Origin of the sequence: Sulfitobacter sp. JL08 (assembly GCF_003352045.1) — a bacterium.
In the GTDB taxonomy this organism is placed as follows: domain Bacteria; phylum Pseudomonadota; class Alphaproteobacteria; order Rhodobacterales; family Rhodobacteraceae; genus JL08.
The window spans coordinates 3116432-3137626 of sequence record NZ_CP025815.1; the positions used below are offsets into that span (position 1 = coordinate 3116432).

Annotated in this window: 20 protein-coding genes; 11 read left to right on the plus strand and 9 right to left on the minus strand. The window is 57.8% G+C overall.

Features of this window, described 5'->3' with window-relative positions:
• Positions 1-8: 8 nt before the first annotated feature.
• The 10 genes from C1J05_RS15370 (at position 9) to pdeM (ending at position 10854) form a co-directional block, all read left to right on the plus strand.
• Positions 9-1454, plus strand: coding sequence for a CpaF family protein (locus tag C1J05_RS15370; protein ID WP_114871022.1), 1446 nt, complete (start codon positions 9-11; stop codon positions 1452-1454).
• 11 nt (positions 1455-1465) lie between these two features.
• A complete protein-coding gene (locus C1J05_RS15375; RefSeq protein ID WP_114871023.1) occupies positions 1466-2428 on the plus strand; it encodes a type II secretion system F family protein in 963 nt (320 codons plus the stop codon).
• A 12-nt stretch (positions 2429-2440) separates the two neighbouring features.
• The gene (locus C1J05_RS15380; protein WP_114871024.1) at positions 2441-3421 is read left to right on the plus strand and encodes a type II secretion system F family protein; all 981 of its coding nucleotides are present in this window, start codon (positions 2441-2443) and stop codon (positions 3419-3421) included.
• Between the two features lie 46 nt (positions 3422-3467).
• A complete protein-coding gene (locus tag C1J05_RS15385) occupies positions 3468-3998 on the plus strand; it encodes a tetratricopeptide repeat protein (protein WP_254684617.1) in 531 nt (176 codons plus the stop codon).
• A gap of 30 nt (positions 3999-4028) precedes the next feature.
• Entirely contained in the window at positions 4029-4877 is an 849-nt protein-coding gene (locus C1J05_RS15390) for a tetratricopeptide repeat protein (RefSeq protein WP_114871026.1), read from the plus strand.
• A 6-nt stretch (positions 4878-4883) separates the two neighbouring features.
• The gene (locus C1J05_RS15395) at positions 4884-5378 is read left to right on the plus strand and encodes a prepilin peptidase (RefSeq protein ID WP_114871027.1); all 495 of its coding nucleotides are present in this window, start codon (positions 4884-4886) and stop codon (positions 5376-5378) included.
• Between the two features lie 143 nt (positions 5379-5521).
• Positions 5522-6832 carry an ATPase gene (locus C1J05_RS15400; RefSeq protein WP_114872356.1) on the plus strand — a complete coding sequence of 437 codons (1311 nt, stop codon included), beginning with the start codon at positions 5522-5524 and terminating at the stop codon, positions 6830-6832.
• Positions 6829-7629: an NAD(P)-dependent oxidoreductase gene (locus tag C1J05_RS15405; protein WP_114871028.1), complete on the plus strand. Its 801-nt coding sequence runs from the start codon at positions 6829-6831 to the stop codon at positions 7627-7629. The genes C1J05_RS15400 and C1J05_RS15405 overlap by 4 nt, the downstream gene beginning before the upstream one ends.
• 63 nt (positions 7630-7692) lie before the next feature.
• The gene (locus tag C1J05_RS15410; protein WP_114871029.1) at positions 7693-10128 is read left to right on the plus strand and encodes a ligase-associated DNA damage response DEXH box helicase; all 2436 of its coding nucleotides are present in this window, start codon (positions 7693-7695) and stop codon (positions 10126-10128) included.
• A gap of 63 nt (positions 10129-10191) precedes the next feature.
• Positions 10192-10854, plus strand: a complete 663-nt coding sequence (gene pdeM, locus C1J05_RS15415; protein ID WP_114871030.1) for a ligase-associated DNA damage response endonuclease PdeM — start codon at positions 10192-10194, stop codon at positions 10852-10854.
• On the opposite strand, the gene C1J05_RS15420 is transcribed toward pdeM, so the two are convergent.
• Positions 10855-11616 carry a LytTR family DNA-binding domain-containing protein gene (locus C1J05_RS15420; RefSeq protein WP_114871031.1) on the minus strand — a complete coding sequence of 254 codons (762 nt, stop codon included), beginning with the start codon at positions 11614-11616 and terminating at the stop codon, positions 10855-10857. It lies immediately after the preceding gene.
• A gap of 144 nt (positions 11617-11760) precedes the next feature.
• On the opposite strand from C1J05_RS15420, the gene C1J05_RS15425 reads away from it, so the two are divergent.
• On the plus strand, positions 11761-12195 hold the full coding sequence (locus tag C1J05_RS15425; RefSeq protein WP_114871032.1) for a PaaI family thioesterase: 435 nt from the start codon (positions 11761-11763) through the stop codon (positions 12193-12195).
• Between the two features lie 3 nt (positions 12196-12198).
• Here the strand turns inward: C1J05_RS15425 and folD are convergent, their stop codons facing one another.
• The 8 genes from folD to pal all read right to left on the minus strand — a co-directional run bounded on the left by folD (position 12199) and on the right by pal (position 21145).
• Positions 12199-13092 (minus strand): bifunctional methylenetetrahydrofolate dehydrogenase/methenyltetrahydrofolate cyclohydrolase FolD, encoded by an 894-nt coding sequence (folD, locus tag C1J05_RS15430; protein WP_114871033.1) that lies wholly within the window; start codon positions 13090-13092, stop codon positions 12199-12201.
• 92 nt (positions 13093-13184) lie between these two features.
• Positions 13185-14861 carry a formate--tetrahydrofolate ligase gene (locus C1J05_RS15435; protein WP_114871034.1) on the minus strand — a complete coding sequence of 559 codons (1677 nt, stop codon included), beginning with the start codon at positions 14859-14861 and terminating at the stop codon, positions 13185-13187.
• A 170-nt stretch (positions 14862-15031) separates the two neighbouring features.
• Positions 15032-15628 carry an MOSC domain-containing protein gene (locus C1J05_RS15440; RefSeq protein WP_114871035.1) on the minus strand — a complete coding sequence of 199 codons (597 nt, stop codon included), beginning with the start codon at positions 15626-15628 and terminating at the stop codon, positions 15032-15034.
• Positions 15629-15718: 90 nt separating this feature from the next.
• Positions 15719-16504, minus strand: a complete 786-nt coding sequence (locus C1J05_RS15445) for a methyltransferase domain-containing protein (RefSeq protein WP_254684618.1) — start codon at positions 16502-16504, stop codon at positions 15719-15721.
• The gene (gene ftsH, locus C1J05_RS15450; protein WP_114871036.1) at positions 16501-18420 is read right to left on the minus strand and encodes an ATP-dependent zinc metalloprotease FtsH; all 1920 of its coding nucleotides are present in this window, start codon (positions 18418-18420) and stop codon (positions 16501-16503) included. The genes C1J05_RS15445 and ftsH overlap by 4 nt, the downstream gene beginning before the upstream one ends.
• An 80-nt stretch (positions 18421-18500) precedes the next feature.
• A complete protein-coding gene (tilS, locus tag C1J05_RS15455) occupies positions 18501-19802 on the minus strand; it encodes a tRNA lysidine(34) synthetase TilS (protein ID WP_254684619.1) in 1302 nt (433 codons plus the stop codon).
• Entirely contained in the window at positions 19799-20629 is an 831-nt protein-coding gene (ybgF, locus tag C1J05_RS15460) for a tol-pal system protein YbgF (RefSeq protein WP_114871037.1), read from the minus strand. Before ybgF ends, tilS begins: the two co-directional genes overlap by 4 nt.
• 6 nt (positions 20630-20635) lie before the next feature.
• The gene (gene pal / locus C1J05_RS15465; protein WP_114871038.1) at positions 20636-21145 is read right to left on the minus strand and encodes a peptidoglycan-associated lipoprotein Pal; all 510 of its coding nucleotides are present in this window, start codon (positions 21143-21145) and stop codon (positions 20636-20638) included.
• Between the last annotated feature and the right edge of the window lie 50 nt (positions 21146-21195).

A 21195-nucleotide genomic window follows, 5' to 3' on the forward strand; every position in this document is an offset into this window, starting at 1 on the left:
CGATAGTGATGTTTTCAAAATATAAAAAGCCAGCGGCACCCATCAAATCCGGTGCGAAACCCGCAACGAACATAACTGAAATTGTGGCCGCGCAACCAGCTAAGCCAGCCCCAATTTCCATGCGCAAACCGAACACTGGCACCCCCGCCAAGGCAGCGCCTTTTGACAAAGAGCGCAAGCGCAAGGAGCGTATGGGCGAGATCAAGCTGGAACTGCACAGCGCGTTGTTAGACAATCTGAATCTTGCAGCCCTGGAACACGCGACCGAAGCGGACCTACGCCAAGAGATCAATTCGATTTCAGCCGAAGTACTAGAAGAGCGCGGCATAGTTCTGAACCGCGAAGATCGGCTGACGCTGACACAGGAACTCTATGACGAAGTGACCGGTCTGGGTCCGCTGGAAACCCTGCTGAAGGACGAAACTGTCAACGATATCCTGGTCAACGGACCCCAGCAGATTTTTGTTGAACGCGACGGCAAACTGGAACTGACTGAGATCACGTTCAAGGATGAACGCCACCTGTTGCGGATCATCGACAAGATCGTGAGCGCAGTTGGCCGGCGCGTGGACGAAAGCAACCCCTATGTTGACGCCCGTTTGAAAGACGGATCTCGTTTCAACGCCATGGTGCCGCCGATTGCCGTGGATGGCAGTCTTGTTTCCATTCGGAAATTCAAAAAGGACAAACTGGGCATTGATGACCTGGTGAGCTTTGGCGCATTTTCCGAAGAAATGGCCGCCTATCTGCAGGCGGCAGTGGCCTGTCGGCTGAACATTATCGTGTCCGGCGGTACCGGTTCGGGAAAAACAACCACGTTGAACGCGCTGTCCAGCTTTATCGACAATTCCGAACGTATCCTGACAATCGAAGACACCGCCGAACTTCAGTTGCAACAGATCCATGTCGGCCGAATGGAAAGCCGCCCACCCAACGTGGAAGGCAAAGGCGAAGTCAGCCCCCGCGACTGTCTGAAGAATGCCCTGCGGATGCGCCCGGACCGCATTATCGTGGGCGAAACGCGCGGAGAAGAAGTGATCGACATGCTTCAGGCGATGAACACCGGCCACGATGGATCAATGACCACCATTCACGCCAACAGCGCCCGCGACGGTGTCAGCCGTCTGGAAAACATGATTTCGATGGCTGGTATCGAAATGCCATTGAAAGCGGTTCGGTCGCAGATTTCGTCGGCTGTGAACCTGATCGTGCAGGCATCGCGATTACAAGACGGTTCGCGGCGCATGACCTCGATTACCGAAATTACCGGCATGGAAGGCGAAGTGATCTCGATGCAGGAAATCTTTCGCTACCAGCGTGTCGGCCTGACCCCAGAGAACAAGATTATCGGGCATTTCACAGCCACCGGCGTGCGCAGCCACTATTCAGAACGTTTCCGGATGTGGGGCTACGATCTGCCGCCGCAGATTTTTGAACCCATGGCAGCCGAATAAGGACCAGAACAATGAGTGCAGAACCAATTATTTATGGCCTGATTTTTGTCGGTGTCCTGGTACTGGTCGAAGGCCTGTACCTTGTCGCATTCGGCAAATCCATCAGCCTTAACAGCCGCATCAACCGCCGTCTGGAAATGCTGGAACGGGGTACTGGGCGCGAAGAAGTGCTGGCCAAGCTGCGCAAAGAAATGCAGCAGCATATGAAATCGCGCACGATACCGCTGTATTCGTTGCTGGCGGAAAAGGCACAAAAAGCGGCGATCGCGTTTTCGCCCAAGCAATTGATGATCATTATGGCCGGGCTGGCTGCCGTTGCGTTTATTGGCCTGTCCATCGGGACCGAAACAGAACCACCCGTGCGTGTACTTTTGTCGATCAGCATTGGCGTCGGGGCGGTTTATTTCTGGGTATCCCACAAGGCCGGGAAACGCCTGGGTATGATCGAAGAACAATTGCCCGATGCGGTCGAATTGATGGTGCGCTCCTTGCGTGTGGGTCATCCGTTTTCATCGGCAATTCAGATCGTTGCGAAAGAGGCTCAGGATCCGCTGGCCAGCGAATTCGGTGTGATTTCCGATGAAGCCGCCTATGGACGCGAGATCGGTGAGGCGCTGAAAGACATGGCCAAACGGCTTGATATACAGGATCTTCGCTTTTTGGCGGTTGCCGTGACGATCCAGCAGCAATCAGGGGGCAACCTTGCCGAGATCCTGGCTGGTCTGGCCAAGGTGATCCGCGCGCGGTTCCGCCTGTTCCGGCGCGTCAAAGCGATCACCGCCGAGGCGAAATGGTCTGGCAAGTTTCTTTCTGCGTTTCCGATTGTAGCGCTGATTGTGATCAACATCGGTGACCCTAACTATTATGACGAAGTGCGCGATCACCCTTGGTTTATTCCTGCATGTTTCGTCGTCGGCATCCTTCTGGCTGCCAACCTGCTGGTCATGCGTGTCCTGACCGATATCAAAGTCTGAGGGAGTGAAAGAATGGAATTCTTTGGACAAATAGATACTCTCGTAACAGACTCACTGGGCGAATTCGGCCCGCTGATCGCCATCGGTGTAGCTGGCATGCTGATGATCATGTTGGCAGTGCCTTTGATGCTGCAACAACGCAAAGACCCGCTGGACAAACTCAAGCGCCAACTCAAGGCGCCCAAGGAGCAAGCCAATAAGCGTGAACGGCTGCGCCACGGCGGTCGCAACGAAAAACTGGAAAAATTCTCAGGGTTTCTCGAACCAAAAGACGTGGCCGATCTGTCGGCGATGCAATTGAAACTGCGTCAGGCCGGCTACCAAACCAAAGACGCCGTGCGTTTTTTCCACTTTGCACAGTTTTCCTTGGGCATTTTGGGTTTGCTGTCAGGTGTTCTTTACGTCACCGTTTTCGGCGGTGGCGAAGGGATGAGCACGCAAAAGATGATGATCTATACGATCGCCCCGGGCGGGATCGGGTACATGCTTCCTAAGTATTGGGTGACACGGCGGGTCGAAGCCCGCAAAGAGGAAATTATTTCGGGTTTTCCGGACGCAATGGACATGATGTTGGTCTGTATCGAAGCGGGCCAATCGCTTGATCAATGTATTGTGCGCGTGGCCAAGGAGCTGCATTCAAGCTGTCCCTCTCTGGCAGACGAGTTTGAAGTTGTTGCTCAGGAGATGAAGGCCGGCAAAGACAAGGTGACCGTTTTCAAAGATATGGCTGATCGCTGCGGCGTTCAAGATGTATCCTCTTTCGTGACGGTACTGATCCAGTCGGCCAGCTTCGGGACATCCATTGCCGAAGCGCTTCGGGTTTATGCCGGAGAAATGCGTGACAAACGCGTGATGCGCGCGGAAGAGGCCGCAAACAAGTTGCCAACCAAGATGACCCTTGCCACTATGATGCTGACAGTACCACCGCTTTTAATCATTCTGGTCGGACCTTCCGCGCATGGCATTTCACAGCTGGGGAATATGGGAAATTAAAGCGAATTACTGGCAAAAAACGCAAACACTTCTTTTCGCAAGCGCCTTGAGCTTTGGATTGGCGGCCTGCACTGCGGGCGGCCTTTCGCGTGAACCGGACAGCCCATATGCACCGGGTCTGGACACGCGCAAGGAAGCGGTTGACGGGTTGGAAGTCGGGCATCGCCTGATTGATGCCGGCCAGTACGAACTGGCCCTTGAAGCGTTCAATCGTGCGGCGTTGGAAAACGGCATGACAGCCGAAATCCTGTCGGGGCTGGGCACTGCAAATCTGGGCCTGGGCCGGTTGGGTCAGGCCGAAACACTGTTGCGGCGCGCCATAGAACAGGATGAAACGCGCCCTGAAATCTGGAACAATCTGGGCGTTGTGCTGATGGAAGAAGGCAAAACGGCCGAATCTGTTCAGGTATTTCGCACCGCCTATGCGCTGGATGATGGCAAAAGCGACTCAATCCGAGATAATTTGCGTCTGGCTATCGAAAAATCCGAAATATCTGATAATAATGATATACAAGGCGAAGAATATAAATTGGTGAGACGGGGCGGAGGCGATTTTCTGATCCAGACAACACCATGATTGAGGCCAGAGCAGTAAAAGGACGCAAAAATGCGCCATACCATCCTATTAAGCCTGTGTTTAACAGGTGTGATCGGTCTTTCCGCATGTGAAAAGAACGATGACGAAACCGTTGAACGCGCCATTCAGGACGTCAATGTCGTGGATGAAACCAACCTGAATGACGTGATGCTGACGGTGGCCGACCCGAATGAAGCGGTGAACTATTTCGCCCGCGCCTCCAAGGCCAACCCCGACCGGATTGATCTGCAACGTGGTCTGGCGGCATCTCTGGTGCGGGCCAAGCGCAACACCGAAGGTGTGACGGCGTGGACCAAAGTCACCAAGATGGAAGGTGCGGAGCCGCAAGACAGCGTCAATCTTGCCGACGCGCTGATCCGGTCTGGCGAATGGACCAAGGCCGAACAGACACTGGATACCATCCCCCCGACCTTTGAAACCTTTGAACGCTACCGTCTGGAGGCGATGGTTGCCGATGCGGGCGAAGAATGGTCAAAGGCGGATACATTCTATGAAACCGCTGTGGGCCTGACAACGCGCCCTGCCAGCGTTATGAACAACTGGGGCTATTCCAAGCTGACGCGCGGCGATTACGCCGAGGCAGAACGCCTGTTCAGCGAAGCCATCCGGCAGGACAACAGCCTGTTCACCGCCAAGAACAATCTGGTTCTGGCCCGCGGCGCGCAACGCGAATATTCGCTGCCCGTAATCCCGATGGACCAGACGGAACGCGCCCAGTTGCTGCATACGTTGGCCCTGTCCGCGATCAAGCAGGGCGATGTGAAAACCGGTGAAAACCTGCTGCGCGAAGCGATCGAAACACATCCGCAGCATTTTGAAGACGCTGTGCGGTCCTTGCGTGCGCTGGAAGCAGCCTAGACGCCGATGCAAATAACGGTTGCATCGGCCCTATGGTTTCTGCCTTTTGTGGTGCCCATCTGTTTCTTCGTGATTTTCAACGACCTTCGGGAAATGAAAATCACGAACAATACTGTGCTGCTGCTGGGGGCTGTTTTTGTTGTGATCGGTCTGGTTGCCCTACCCTTTGATAAATACCTGTGGCGTCTGGCGCAGCTGGCGATTGTGCTGGTGATCGGTTTCGTGCTGAACGCGGCCGGCACGATGGGCGGCGGGGATGCCAAGTTTCTGGCCGCTGCCGCGCCCTTTGTTCATCAAAGCGATGCGGTCCTTGTCGGGCAGATATTCGCCGCGTGCCTGCTGGCGGCCTTTGTGACGCAACGCTTTGCAAAATATAGCGGATTGCGCCGTCTGGCGCCCGACTGGATCAACTGGGATCGAGGCCGCCTGTTTCCGATGGGCATGGCGCTGGGTGGCACTTTGGCGATGTATCTAGGGCTTGGGGCCTATTTCGGGGTCTGACGGCCACTTTGTAACCGATTTTGCCATAAAATACCCACAATAGCCCGTCAGACTGTGAAAATTCGGGCTGTATCTGCGCAAATCAGAATGCGCTGGCAGGCCGGATGACGCAGTTCGACAACCGTTATTTACAGGCCAAAATCATGAATATGCAGACCCAAAGCGTAATGGCACCGCCCACACCGCGCAGCATCCAGGAAATGAAGCTGCCCGTCGTGATGATGCGGGATATTCTTTTGAAAACCATTTTCCGCAAGAACATGGATATGGCTTCGGAAATTTCCGCAGCGATCTGCCTGCCGATTCCCGTGACACAGCAATTGATCGACATGGCGCGCGACCAGAAATTATTGGAAGCGACAGGTACACTGAACGCCAACAATGGCAATGAAATGGGATACCAACTGACCGATGCAGGCAAGGCCCGCGCATTAGACGCGCTGTCTCAGTCAGAATATTTCGGGGCGATGCCTGTGCCGCTTGAGGTGTATCGTGATCAGATCGAACGCCAGTCGATCAAGAACATTTCGATCACCCGCGACCAGTTGACCAACGCAATGGGCCATTTGGTTTTGCCAGGTGAATTGCTGGACCATTTGGGCCCGGCCGTCAGCGCGGGCCGTTCCATCCTTATGTATGGCCCGCCCGGAAACGGTAAATCGTCAATCTCGAACGGTATCCGTGACGCGTTGGGCGACAAGGTCTATGTGCCGCGCGCCATTGAATATTCCGGACAGGTGATCACCGTCTATGATCCGATGGTGCATTCCAAGGCGGAAGAGCAAAAGGATGATCCCAACGCGCTGCGCCGCAATGCCAACCGTTACGATACGCGTTATGTACGCTGTGAACGCCCCACCGTTGTGACAGGCGGGGAACTGACGCTGAACATGCTGGATCTGGTTTATAACCCGAACGCCAAAACCTATCAGGCGCCGCTCCAGTTGAAATCGACCGGCGGCATTTTTATTGTGGACGACCTTGGTCGCCAATCCGAATCTCCGCAGGCATTGATCAACCGCTGGATTGTTCCACTGGAAGAAAGCAAGGATATTCTGGCACTGCAATCGGGCGAGAAATTTGAGGTTCCGTTTGATACGCTGGTCATCTTCTCGACCAACTTCCACCCAAACGAAATCTTTGACAAAGCGGCCCTGCGCCGGATCTTTTTCAAGATCAAGATCGACGGGCCGGATCAGGAAAACTTCCTGAAAATCTTTGCAATGGTCGCGCGTAATAAAGGCGTTCCGCTGGAAGAAAGCGCGCTGATCCATCTGTTGAAGGTCAAATACCCGACCATCGACAACGTCTATGCCAACTATCAACCCGTGTTCCTGATCGACCAAATGATTGCTATCTGCGAATTTGAAGGTATTCCTTATCAGATGACACCGGAACTGATTGATCGTGCGTGGGCCAACATGTTCGTGAAAGACGAAGTCATCGTGAAATGATCGGCGTTGCCGGGTGCGGCCGGATGGGCGCGCCCATGCTGGTTGCGCTGCGTGCCGACGGGCTGGAGGCGCGCGGTTATGATATTCGCCCGCCATCCGAATTCGGCGAACTGACCCCTGCGATGACGGATGATGCTGGCGCATTTGCCGCTACTCTGTCTGTGCTGATCACCGTTGTGCGCGACATCGATCAGACAGAAGACGTTTTGTTCGGCGCGCAGAACTTTTCCGCTGCGCCGCACCTGACCCACATCGTGATCTGTTCCACCCTCTCACCAAATTACGTGATCGCCCTGCGCGACCGTATCGCCGATCACATCGCGCTGGTCGATGCGCCGATGTCGGGCGCGCAGATCGCTGCGCGGGAGGCGCGGCTGTCTTTCATGCTTGGGGGAGACGCGGCCGACTTGCAGGCGCTTGACCCTGCATTGCGGGCAATGGGCCAGCATTTTCACCATATGGGGCCGTTCGGGGCCGGGATGCAGGCCAAGGTACTGAACAATCTGCTGGCCGCAGGGTCCACGGCGATGACGCGGCTGGTGCTGGACTGGGCCGATCACGCCGGACTGGATGAAACTGCCTTGCTGAACCTGATTGCAACGTCATCGGGGCAGAACTGGTTTGCCTCGGGCTATGAAAAGATCGAATTTGCCCGCGACGGATACAGCGATGACAACACGATCGGCATTCTGGTCAAGGACGTAAACAGCGCCCTTGATTCGGCACCAAAGGGGGCCGATACATCGCTGCCCGAGACGGTGCGCGATCTGATCCGCGACCTGAAACCGCGCCGGTAACTTTTTCGCGGATTTGCGCATATCCGCCCTGCCATCGGATCGCCAACAGACTACACTAGGATTATGGCACCCGTCCCCCCCCTGTTCGCAGACTGGTTTGCAACCAAAGGCTGGTCCGTGCATCCGCACCAACAGCACATGCTGGAGCGCGCGGATGATCCGGCGCTTTTGCTGATCGCGCCAACGGGGGGCGGCAAAACACTGGCCGGTTTCCTGCCGACACTGGTTGATCTGGCACAGGCCCCGCACGACGGGTTGCACACGCTATATATCTCACCGCTCAAGGCGCTGGCGGCAGACATCAAACGCAACCTGACAACGCCGGTAACCGAAATGGGCCTGCCGATCCGGATCGAAGACCGCACCGGAGATACCCCCGCCAGCCGCAAGAAACGACAGCGCGCCGATCCGCCCCATATTCTGCTGACAACCCCCGAAAGCCTGGCCCTGCTGACATCTTACGAAGACGCACCGCGGATGTTTGCCGGGCTGAAACGGGTGGTTGTCGATGAAGTGCACGCACTGGCCGAAAGCAAGCGGGGTGATCAGCTGGTGCTGGCGCTGTCACGATTGCAGGCGATGTGCCCCGATCTGAAACGCGTTGGCCTGTCCGCAACCGTGGAAGACCCTGCCGCCATTGCCCGGTTCCTGGCGCGCCACCCCGATCCCTGCCCTGTTCTGCTGGCCGATCCGGGGCCTGCGCCTGACATCAGCATGTTGCAAACGTCGGAAAACCCGCCATGGTCGGGTGGCAACGCGGCCTACGCGATCCCTGCCGTTCTGGACATGGTCAAGGCGCACAAGACCACGCTGATCTTTCACAACACCCGTGCACAGGCCGAAATATTCTTTCACAACCTGTGGCTTGCCAATGACGATGCGCTACCCATCGGGATCCATCATGGCAGTCTGGACAAAGTTCAGCGCACGCGGGTCGAAGCGGCGATGGTGCGCGGTGACTTGCGCGCGATTGTCTGCACCGGAAGCCTTGATCTGGGGATCGACTGGGGCGATGTCGATCTGGTTGTCCAGATGGGTGCGCCCAAGAATGTCAAACGGCTGGTACAGCGGATCGGGCGGGCCAATCACCGCTACAACGCCCCATCAAAGGCTGTTCTGGTGCCTGCCAACCGGTTTGAAGTGGTCGAATGCGTTGCCGCGCTAGACGCGGTCAAGGCCGGTGAACTGGACGGCGAACCGCGCGGTCCGGGGCCGCGTGACGTGCTGTGCCAACATGTGCTGATCGCGGCCTGCGCTGGCCCGATTGCAGCAGATGTTCTTTTTCAGGAGGTTACCGGCGCAGGCCCATATAGCGATCTGACACGCGCCGAATTTGACGATTGTCTGGAATTCTGCGCCACCGGCGGATACGCGCTGCGCGGCTACGACCGCTGGCAACGTCTGAAACAGGATCCCGACGGGCGCTGGCATTTGCGCGATCCGCGCAGCGCGCAGCGTATTCGCATGAACATCGGCACCATTCAGGATACCGATACGTTGAAAGTGCGCCTGAAGCGGGCCCGCGGCGGCAAACCCCTGGGTGAGGTCGAGGAAGCTTTTGCGGCAACGCTAAGCACGGGCGATACGTTTCTGATCGGCGGGCAGATCGTGCGCTACGAAGGCCTGCGGGAAATGACCGTCGAGGTCACGCGCCGCGCTGACAAAAAACCAAAGATCGCCACCTTTGCGGGTACCAAGTTTGCCACCTCGACCCAGCTTTCGGATCGGATCTTGCGTCTGTTCCAGCAGAACGACTGGCCCGAATTGCCGCGCCACACCGCCGACTGGCTGAGCCTGCAACGCACCATATCCCGATTGCCCGGCCCCGACCGCCTGCTGGTCGAAAGCTTTGAGCAGGACGGGCGGGCGCACACCTGCGTTTACGGGTTTGCCGGGCGCAACGCGCAACAGACGCTGGGGCTGTTGCTGACCAAACGGCTGGATGAACTGGGGCTGAACCCGCTGGGGTTCGTCGCGACAGATTATGCCACGCTGATCTGGGGGCTGGACGCTGTTCGGGACCCCGCCGCGCTGTTCAGGATCGATGCCTTGCGCGATGGTCTGGACAGCTGGCTTGCAGGCAATGCGGTGATGAAACGCACCTTTCGCGCCAGCGCAACCATTGCCGGGCTTATCGAACGCAACAGGCCCGGCGCGCGATCCTCCGGTCGTCAGGCCACGTTCAGTTCCGATATCCTGTATGACACGTTGCTGAAATACGACCCCCAACACCTGATGATGCAGATCACCCGGCAGGAAGCGATGCGCGGACTGGTCGATTTCAGCCGGATCGAAGAGATGATCACCCGCATCGGCGGGCGCATTGATCACGTACGGCTGCCGCATGTATCGCCCTTGTCCGCGCCGATGTTGCTTGAAATGGGCAGGGTGCCGATCAAAGGATCGGCAGAGGAAAAACTGCTGGCACAAGAGGCAGAAGCCCTGATGCGTGACGCCGGGCTTGCCGATCTTGAGGGACGGGGCAGGAAACCTGCCTAAACCTCTTTCAGGAATACAGTTTTTGCCCTTGCCCTTGCATACCGTTCCTGTTTTGTTTGCGCCATGAACGGGTACAATTTCACCTTGGCTGGCGCGCCGATGACAGCGTTGGGATCGGGGGCTTTGTGGTGGCCCGATCAAAGCCTATTATGCGTGTCCGATCTGCATCTGGGCAAATCTGAACGGATCGCACGGCGCGGCGGGGCCATTCTGCCCCCCTATGACACACGCGATACCCTGACCCGGCTGGGCGCTGATCTGGCGCGCAGCAATGCGCGCACGGTGATCTGTCTTGGCGACAGCTTTGACGATATCGAAGCTGCACAGGCCCTGCCGGAAGAAGAAAAGCTGTGGATCGCCAAATTGCAGGCCGGACGGCGCTGGATGTGGATCGAAGGCAACCACGATCCCGGCCCGGTCGATCTGGGCGGCAGCCATCTGGCCGCGTTGCCCCTGCCCCCGCTGATCTTTCGCCACATCGCCCAATCGGGTGCCAGCGGTGAAATTTCAGGGCATTACCATCCCAAGGCACGCATAAAAACACGGGCAAAAACCATTTCGCGCCCTGCTTTTCTGATTGATGCCGATCGCGTCATTCTGCCGGCCTACGGCACCTATACCGGCGGGCTGGCCAGCCATGATATCGCGCTGGTCAATCTGATGCGACCCGAAGCGATTGCAGTGCTGACCGGCAAAACGCTGCACGCGGTGCCGATGCCGCGCTGATCAGATCAGGCCCGCCTGTTCCAGATCGCAACGGTATTTGCGGCTGACCGGCACGATATCACCATTCACCAGCCGAAACGACACTTTGCCGTTCTTGTGTTCTGCCGATTTGATGGCATCCATAGCAACCCAATGCGATCTGTGTGTGCAATACCCCGGCACCCCCGACATTTCATCGACGGCATCGGAAAATCGCATGCGTATCCGGTGGGTTTCATCAGGCGTCACGACATCGACAAAACGGTCGTTCACCGACATGCGCAAACCCGGCCCGACAAAATCCCGCGGCAGGCGGCGCAGCAATCGCGGCGGCTCTTGCGGTGTGGCTATTCCCTTGTACGAGGTGGGTTCAATCCCGGGGATCAGACGCCGGATCACAAAGATCGTTGTCGATATCGCCGCGACGTAGAAGACCGTCGTCGCGGTATCGGGGCGTGAGGACGCATAACGCGGAACCATCAATTCCATCAGCGCCAGCAATGTGGGTGTGAACAAGACCGTCATCGCAATCACGGCCGCGATATCCTGCTTGATCGGCTCGGCGTGTTGAAACAACTGACGGCTCATCAGTCGGCATATACCGCCCAACACGATCGAAAGGCCGATCACTGTGCCCCAGAATATCGTACGCTCGGTGTAGGACAAAATGCCGTATGTCCCGAACGGCCCCGCCAGCGAAACGGCCAGCGTACTCAGAAGCCATATGGCAAGGGGGGTCGGCGCAAATAGGCCACGCAAGAATTCCGTGATCTTTGCCTGCATGTCATTTGCCGAATTCCCGTATAGAACTGATCAAATTGAAAATAAATGAACCTACTGGCTTGCATAGGTGTCGATTGCGGGGGTTTTCCCCCTCTCGCGCACTTGTGACACCTCATGTAAACCTGACCGGAATGAGAGACTTAAATGAATGAAAACATCTTGAACAAGATCAAGACAAGTTTCGCCGCGCAGTCGCTGATGGCGACTTTCGGCGCACAGATTGATCACATTTCGCAGGGACAGGTCAGCATCACCGCGCCGATCCTTGAAAACGCGCGCCAGCAGCACGGCTTTGCCCATGCCGGCCTGACGTTTTCGCTGGGCGACAGTGCGGCAGGCTATGCCGCACTGAGCCTGATGGCGGCGCAGGACGAAGTACTGACCGCCGAGATCAAGATCAACCTGCTGGCCCCGGCGCAAGGCGATATGTTGCGAGCGACCGGCCGGGTTATCAAACCGGGCCGCCGCCTGATTGTCGTCGGTGCCGAAGTGCACGCCATTGCCGACGGGGTGGAAACACTGATTGCCATTCTGCAGGGCACAATGGTGCCCGTATCCGGCGCGACCGCATCTGCGTAACTGTTACGCTGTCAGCCCCTCGGGCTCGTCCAGCCCGTTGGCGCGGCAGCAGGCCGTGACGGTGTTGGCCAGCAGACACGCGATGGTCATCGGGCCAACGCCCCCGGGAACCGGCGTGATCGCCCCGGCAACCGCCGCGCAACTGTCGTAATCGACATCACCGACCAACCGCGTGCCGCCCTCCGGCTTGTCGATCCGGTTGATCCCCACATCGATCACGGTCGCCCCCGGTTTGATCCAGTCGCCCGGCACCATCTGGGGCCGTCCGACAGCGGCCACCACGATATCGGCGCGTTTGACGACCTCGGCCAGGTTTTTCGTTCTGCTGTGCGCAATCGTGACGGTGCAACTGTCCCCCAACAGCAATTGCGCCATTGGCTTGCCCACGATATTTGATCGCCCGATTACCACCGCGTCCATACCGGACAGCGATCCGTGATAGTCGCGCAGCATCATCAGACAGCCCAGCGGAGTGCAGGGCACCATGGATTTCTGCCCGGTACCCAGCAGGCCGACATTGGAAATGTGAAACCCGTCCACATCCTTGGCCGGATCGATCGAATTGATCACCAGATCCTCATCCAAATGCTTGGGCAGCGGCAATTGCACCAGAATGCCGTGAATGTCCGGATCCGCGTTCAAGCTGCCAATCAGGGCCAGCAAATCGGCTTCGGACGTGTCGGCATCCAGCTTGTGTTCAACCGATTTCATGCCAACTTCGACAGTCATCTTGCCTTTGGAACGCACATAGACCTGGCTTGCCGGGTCTTCGCCCACCAGCACCACCGCCAGCCCCGGTGTGATCCCATGGTCCGCTTTCAACCGGGTAACGTGCTCGGCCACCTTGCCGCGTACGGTCGCCGCAAATGCCTTGCCGTCAATGACAGTCGCTCCCATCGTCCACTCTCCGCTTCATCTTTTTAAAAATACTTTCGCCGAAGGCAGGACGCGGCGCGAGCATGTCGCCCTGCGCCGCGTCCATTGTTTTCTTAAAACAATCCTTCGACATCACCATCAGCATTCAGCTTGATGTTTTCTGCAGACGGTACCCGCGGCAAGCCCGGCATCGTCATGATCTCGCCGCAGATCACCACAATAAACCCGGCACCCGCGCTCAGGCGCACTTCGCGCACCGGAACACTGAACCCTGTGGGCGCGCCGCGCCGATCGGGATCGGTGGTAAAGCTGTACTGGGTCTTGGCCATACAGACAGGAAGGTTGCCGTATCCTTGCGCTTCCCAATCCTTCAGTTGTGTGCGGATCTTCTGATCAGCCAGAACCTCGTCGGCGCGGTAAATCCGTTTGGCAACGGTGTTGATCTTTTCGAACAATCCCATGTCGTCGGGATAGATCGGAGCGAAGTTGGCCATGTCCGCATCGGCAATCTGCGCCACGCGGGTTGCCAGATCTCTGGCACCTTCGCCGCCCTTTTCCCAGTGGCGCGACAGGATCGCCTCGGATCCGTGGGCCTCGACATAATCCTTCACCGCCTGCACTTCGGCGTCGGTATCTGTCACGAAATGGTTGATCGCCACAACGACGGGCACGCCAAAGCTTTTGACGTTTTCGATGTGTCGCCCAAGGTTGGGGCACCCCTTTTTCACGGCCTCTACGTTTTCGGTGCCAAGATCGGCCTTTTTCACGCCGCCGTTCATTTTCATCGCACGCACTGTGGCCACGATCACCACGCAGGACGGCGCAAGGCCGGCCTTGCGGCATTTGATGTTCATGAACTTTTCAGCCCCGAGATCGGCACCGAACCCTGCTTCGGTCACGACGTAATCGGCCAGTTTCAGCGCTGTCGTGGTCGCAATGACCGAGTTGCATCCATGTGCGATGTTGGCGAACGGGCCGCCATGCACAAAGGCGGGGTTGTTTTCCAGCGTCTGCACAAGGTTTGGCTGCATTGCGTCTTTCAGCAGCACGGTCATTGCGCCGTCCGCCTTGATATCACGGGCGAAAACCGGGCTGCGGTCGCGGCGATAGGCCACGATCATGTTGCCGAGGCGCTCCTGCAGATCGCTCAGGTTCTTGGACAGACACAGGATCGCCATCACTTCGGACGCGACGGTGATGTCAAACCCGGCCTCGCGCGGGAAGCCGTTGGAGACACCGCCAAGGCTGGCTGTGATCTGGCGCAATGCGCGGTCGTTCATGTCGACAACACGGCGCCACACGACGCGACGGGTGTCGATCTCAAGCTCGTTGCCCCAGTAGATGTGGTTGTCGATCATCGCCGACAGCAGGTTATGGGCCGATGTGATCGCATGAAAATCGCCTGTGAAATGCAGGTTCATTTCTTCCATCGGAACAACTTGCGCATATCCGCCACCCGCAGCGCCGCCCTTCATCCCGAAGTTCGGGCCAAGCGATGCCTCGCGGATACAGACGGCCGCGTTCTTTCCGATCAGGTTCAACCCGTCGCCCAGACCGACGGTTGTTGTTGTCTTGCCCTCACCTGCGGGGGTCGGGTTGATCGCGGTGACAAGGATCAGCTTGCCATCGGCACGATCCTGTACGGAATTGATGAAGGACTGGCTGACCTTGGCCTTGTCGTGGCCGTAGGGCAGCAGATCATCACTGGAAATTCCCAGCTTGGCGCCGATTTCGTTAATCGGTTTTTTATTCGCTTCGCGGGCAATCTGAATATCGGTCTTAAAGCTCATGGGAATCCCTTTTGGCGCGGTTCAGGCATATTTGCTTGTAGCCTAATAGCGTTTGCCGCAGGTCGCGCAGGTCGTATTTCCGACATTTCCGAAGTGAAGAACGTCGGGGCACGCCCAAAGCGTTTCTTTTCGGAAACATTTTGGCCTTTGTCTTGTGCCTGTGTCTTGTCCTAGGTGCGCGCGGCGTTCAGATGCGGCCAGACCGGTTGATCGGGGATATGCAGTACCACCGTGTCACCGATGTGCAGCGGCCCTTCGCGTTCGACCCAGGCGGTCACACCGCGCAATCCCACAGCCGCTGATCTGAACGCCTTGCCGTGGCCCGGCCTGTCTTTTTCGATTTCCTTGCCCGGATAGATGCAGGGCCGGTTTTCCATGTCGATCGTCAGGGACGTTCCGTGCTGGTTCTGCAATCGCGATGACGGGGGAACATGAGTAAAGTCAGGAATACCCCTGATGATCATCGACGCGCCCAGCCAGGCCGGATCAAGCGCATCCACACCCATTTTTGCCGCGATCTGGTTCAGTTCCTCGGCCGACAGAATGGTGAACTGGCGCACGTTGCGGATTTCCGTGCCCGGCGCATACTGGGCCGAGGTGCGGGTGCAGCCGGCGCGGGTCTGACCGCCATGGCGTTGCCCGTCCACGCCGGGGAATATGGCATTCAGCGATTGCACCGGAACCGCGCGCAAATCGTCTGACGTCAAAGGCACATTGCCCAGCCACGTGATGGTTGCAGAAAATTTCGTCAGTTTGAGAGCGGGCATTACGTGTCCTTTGGATGCGGATTTTGTGCACAGTGCAACGCGCCATTTACCACTTCAAGCCAATCTGTCGAACAGAAGCTCTTTTCGTAATCAGGCGTGCATTGTCAGCGTGAAGAACAGGCGCCGGAACACGAAAGTGACACAACCGTTATTGCGCGCAGGATAGGCCGTTTCCATTTCCGCGTCATAGGCATTGATCAGGGCCTTGTGGTCCGCCCCGTTCAACCCATCGAGAAACGGGCGCGCAAAAGTGCTTTCGGTGAACAGGCGAACCGGATGGCCCTGCCTGCTGGCGGGAAGCACCTGATAATAATCCGTTTCCCACATCTGGAAATCACCCGACGGGGACAACAGATCGGCGTAATCCTGTGGCGCCAGAATTCCGGGCGTTGCGGGCAGTGGGCGTTTCAGGAACAGCCGGGCAAAACAATGCGACCACATCCGGTGGGACGGGGCCGCATTCTGGTGCGGCATCTGAACGGCCAGCACCCCACCCGGTTTCAGGCCCGAGACAAGCTGTATCAAAACATCCGCGTGCGACCCGATCCATTGCAGGGCTGCATTCGAAAATATCAGGGCAACGGGTTGGCGCGGTTGCCATGTGGCAATGTCGGCGCGGACCAGATCGGTATAATCTGCGGTCTGTTCCGCGCGCGCCAGCATCGCTGGCGAATTGTCCACCCCGATCAGGCGATGATCGGGATAGCGCAACGCCAGCGCTTTCCCAACCACACCCGCACCGCACCCCAGATCGACAATGTCCCCTTCGGGCAAAGCGCCAAGCGTGTGCAGCAAATCCATCGGGGGGCGCAAACGAAAACCCCGAAACCTGTCATAGGTTTCGGGGTTCCAGTCTGTTTTCCGTTCTTCGTTCAAGCCGAAGGTTCCGGCTCCAACCCGCCGTCACTGGGCGGTTTTTTGCGTTTCTTGGCTTTTGGAATGGCTGTCACGCTGGGCGCGCTGCCGGAATCGGGTTTGTCATCTTCATCCGGACCGGCCTGTGGCGGTTCACCCCGCATCACGCGCTTGATCTCTTCTCCGGTCAGAGTTTCGTATTCCAGCAACCCCTGCGCCAGACGCTCGAACTCTTCGGAGTTTTCTTCGATGATCTTGTAGGCGTTTTCATAGCCTTCCGCGATGAAGCTTTTGACCTCTTCCTCGATCATTTCCTTGGTTTTGGTCGATACCGAAAATCCCGCCGTGTTGCCGGAATAGCCTTCGTGCGCTTCGGAATAGTCGATGTTTCCGACCTTGTCGGACATGCCCCAGCGCATCACCATCGCCCGCGCCAAGGCGCTGGCCTGCTGGATATCGCCTGCCGGACCGCTTGAAACCGACTCGGCCCCGTATTTGAAGATTTCGGCTGCCTTGCCCGCCATTGTCATGGTGATCTTTTCGCGGGCTTCATCCTTGAACATCTGCAACTTGTCCATTTCCGGCAGCGAAACAACCATGCCCAACGCGCCACCGCGCGGAATGATCGTGGCCTTGTAAACCGGATCGGTCTTGGTCAGCTTCAGGCCCACGATGGCATGGCCTGCCTCGTGATAGGCTGTTTTTTCCTTCTGGTCTTGCGTCAGCACCATAGAGCGGCGCTCGGCCCCCATCATCACCTTGTCCTTGGAGCTTTCAAAATCCTCCATCGTGACAAAGCGGCGCCCGACGCGGGCCGCCATCAGCGCGGCCTCATTCACCAGATTGGCCAGATCGGCGCCCGAAAATCCCGGTGTTCCGCGCGCGATGATCCGCAAGTCCACATCAGGGCCCAACGGCGTCTTGCGCGCGTGGACCGCAAGGATTTTCTCGCGTCCCTTGATATCGGGGTTGGCAACTGTGACCTGACGGTCAAACCGGCCCGGACGCAACAAGGCAGGATCAAGCACATCCTTGCGGTTGGTCGCCGCGATGATGATCACACCTTCGTTGGCTTCGAACCCGTCCATTTCCACCAGCAACTGGTTCAATGTCTGTTCGCGTTCATCGTTGCCGCCGCCATATCCGGCACCACGGTGGCGACCGACGGCGTCAATCTCGTCGATGAAAACAATGCAGGGCGCGTTTTTCTTGGCCTGTTCGAACATGTCGCGCACCCGGCTGGCACCCACACCCACAAACATTTCCACGAAATCAGACCCCGAAATGGTAAAGAACGGTACGCCCGCCTCACCGGCGATCGCCCGCGCAAGCAAGGTTTTACCCGTACCCGGAGGTCCGACAAGCAACGCGCCTTTCGGAATTTTTCCGCCCAGACGGCTGAATTTCTGCGGGTTGCGCAGGAATTCGACGATTTCTTCCAGTTCTTCCTTGGCTTCGTCGATGCCAGCAACGTCATCAAATGTGACGCGTCCATGTTTTTCCGTCAGCATCTTGGCCTTGGATTTTCCAAAGCCCATAGCGCCGCCTTTGCCGCCGCCCTGCATCCGGTTCATGAAGTAAATCCAGACACCGATCAGCAGCAGGAAGGGCAGCAGCGACATCAGGAAGGTCTGAAAGCCTGATTGCTGTTGCTGTTCGGCGCGGACAGGAATGTTCGCATTGATCAAAAGCCCTGTGATTTCAGCATCTTCCGGCTTGATCGCAACGTAGTTCTGGCCATCCGTGCGTTCGAACCGAACCTGTTCGCCATCCAGCGTAACCTTGGTCACATCGCCTGCTTCGACGGCAGTGACAAAGTCGCTATAGCTCATCTCGCGGCTTTGCATCGTTGTTCCAGAGCCGTTGAACATGTTGAAAAGCGCCAGAATCAGAAAAAACAGACCGACCCAGAATATGACGTTGCGTAGGTTGCCCAAGGGAACTCTCCTAAATATTCAATCGCGCGATCCGCATAACACGCAAGCACTTGGCTAAGATAGAGATCATTCAGCTTTCTTCAATGCGATAATAGCGCCGCAAAGAACTCTTCTCCGCTGCGCGACAACGCCACGTGCCAGCCTTCCGCACGTCCTGCAAGCGGGGCCGACAACAGATCATCGCCGCGCCAGATCGACGGAGAGGCCAGCAATCCCACCCGCGGTCGGCCGGTTTCGCGCCAGTCGGGGCATTGTGCCAGACCTTCCTGCCCAAGGGCGCGCACCTCGATATCATCCGTATCGGGCGGCGTGTTGCCTTCGGTTTCGGGGCCTTCCACGTGCCAGCGCTGATCCCAGGTTTCATCGGGGTGCGCCGCAAGGTCGCGCACCGCATTATATTCGCGGCTGATCCAGATATTGCCCTGATGGCGCGACACGATACTGCCATCCAGTGTAAAGCGGCGTCCGGCGCGGATTGCCGCGATCAGATCGGACATCGCAGCCCGGCGCGGCGGATATTCGGATCCGCTGACCCACATCACCGCGCGCACCAGCAGGCGGCGGGCGATTTCTTCGGGCAGGGTGCGAAACTGCTTCAGATCAATGACAATGTCGCCGTCAACAACATGGCTGGTTTCGCGCGCCGCCAGAAAACTGTGCCAGTCCAGCGCATCACGCGCCTTGCCCATCTGTTCGGCCACCTGCGCCAGCACCGGGGCGGTGATGCCCAACGGAGCCAGAACCTGCAGCGCGTTGCGCATTTTGATCCTGTCAAAACGCGGATCATCATTGCTGGGGTCATCGACCCACTTCAGACCATGCTGATCAAGATAATCGCGCAACTGGGCACGTGATACATCCAACAACGGGCGCACCAGTGTCACCCCGTTGTGAACCCGGCGCGCCGCCATCGCGGCAAGCCCATCCACACCCGAAGCACGCGACAGCCGCAGCAGAACCGTTTCCGCCTGATCATCGGATGTGTGCCCAAGTGCCAGAACCGGTATGTCGTTGCTGCGCGCCCAGTCTGTCATCATCTGATAACGTGCGCGTCGGGCCTGATCCTGCAGATTGCCAGTATGATCCCAGCCGGACCAACGCAGGATCGTGTGTGGAATTTCCAGTGCCTCGCATAGATGCGCCACGCTTTGCGCCTCGTCCGCAGATGCTGTGCGCAACCCGTGATCAACCGTGACGGCAAACAGGCTGGTCCCCTGCGACAGGCAAATCCGCGATAGAAGATGCAGCAAGGCAACGGAATCGCCCCCGCCCGATACCGCAACCCCAAGCCGTTCGGGGGGATTGGGCAGGAAATGCGCCGACACACCGCCCAGCAATCCGGACGTGTCACTATCCGGTCTATGCGGTGTGTTTTTTGTCAAAGGCAGCCCAAGGCCTGCATCTGTTGCTGGGCCTGCGCTACGGTCGGGGATGTCGGAAACCGCACGCCCACTTCAGACAGGGTCACACATGCCTCGTTTTTCTGGTCCAGCCCGCCGAGGGCTGTGCCAAGGCTTAGCAATGCTTCGGGCGCCAGCGGACCGGTCGGATTTCCTGTAAAGCTTTCCAGATAGGCGCGCGCGGCCTCTCTTGTGTCGCCCAGCGCATCCAGCGCCTTGCCGCGGCTTAACGCGGCCTGCGCGGCCAACGGCCCGCCGGGATAGGTCTGGCTGAAGCTTTTGAACTGATCTGCCGCAGCCTGATAGTTTCCGGCGGCAAGGGCTTCGCTTGCCTTGTCAAAATCGGCCTGTTCGCCCATCGCAAGTTCGGTGGTCGGCGTTTGCGGGGCTGTCGATGGTGCGACACTCCCCTGTGTTTGCGGCATTTCGCCCCCACCCAGCGTTGTTGTTTCGCCCAACTGGCTGACGTCTCCGCCTTCCAGTTCGACCAGACGAAACTCCAGATCGCCGATCCGGTTGGTTCCGTCCGTGACGACACTGTTAACCCTGAATTCAAGCTGTTCGGTCTTGGACGTCAGGCGCTGCAATTCGGATTCGATGTTGTTCAACCGGTCCAGCGTCGAACCGCCCGACACATCGACGCTGGGTGATCCGGTTGTCGACAATTCGCGTTTCAGGCGCTGCACCTCGACGAAAAGCACCGACAGTTCCTGACGGATATCCGCCAGGGTCTGTTGATCCTGTGCTGCCGCGTGCTGCGGTAGCAGTGCGGTGATCCAGAACATCAGGGCGACGACAACAGCACGCATAACGAATTATCCTGTCAGACCGGATGACAGTACCGTCACGGCGCGCCGGTTCTTTGTATAACACGCCTCGTCGCTGCACACTTCGATCGGGCGTTCCTTGCCGTAGCTGACAACCTTCAGCCGGTTTTCAGCGACACCGCGCGAAATCAGGTATTCGCGCACTGCGTTGGCGCGGCGTGCGCCCAGCGCAAGGTTGTATTCGCGTGTGCCCTGTTCATCGGCGTGGCCTTCGATCACGGCGACATAATCAGAGTTCGTGGTCAGCCAGGTCGCCTGCCCGTTCAACACCTGGATATAGTCCGGCGAAATGGTCGACTGGTCGACAGCGAACAGAACCCTGTCGCCGACGGCCTGCTGGAAATAGGCAACCGATGTCGGATCGGACACGCTGCCCGCCGCATTGGATCCCGCACCGTTCAGGCCACTGCCGCCCGCGTTGTCGAACCGGTTGGGATTGGTACAGGCGGCCAGGGCCAGACCTGCGGTCAATACAACTGCTTTGGAAAGGAAATTCATTTTGCTCGCCTCATGATGAGATTACGTTTTTTCTTTTGGTCTTTACTAGC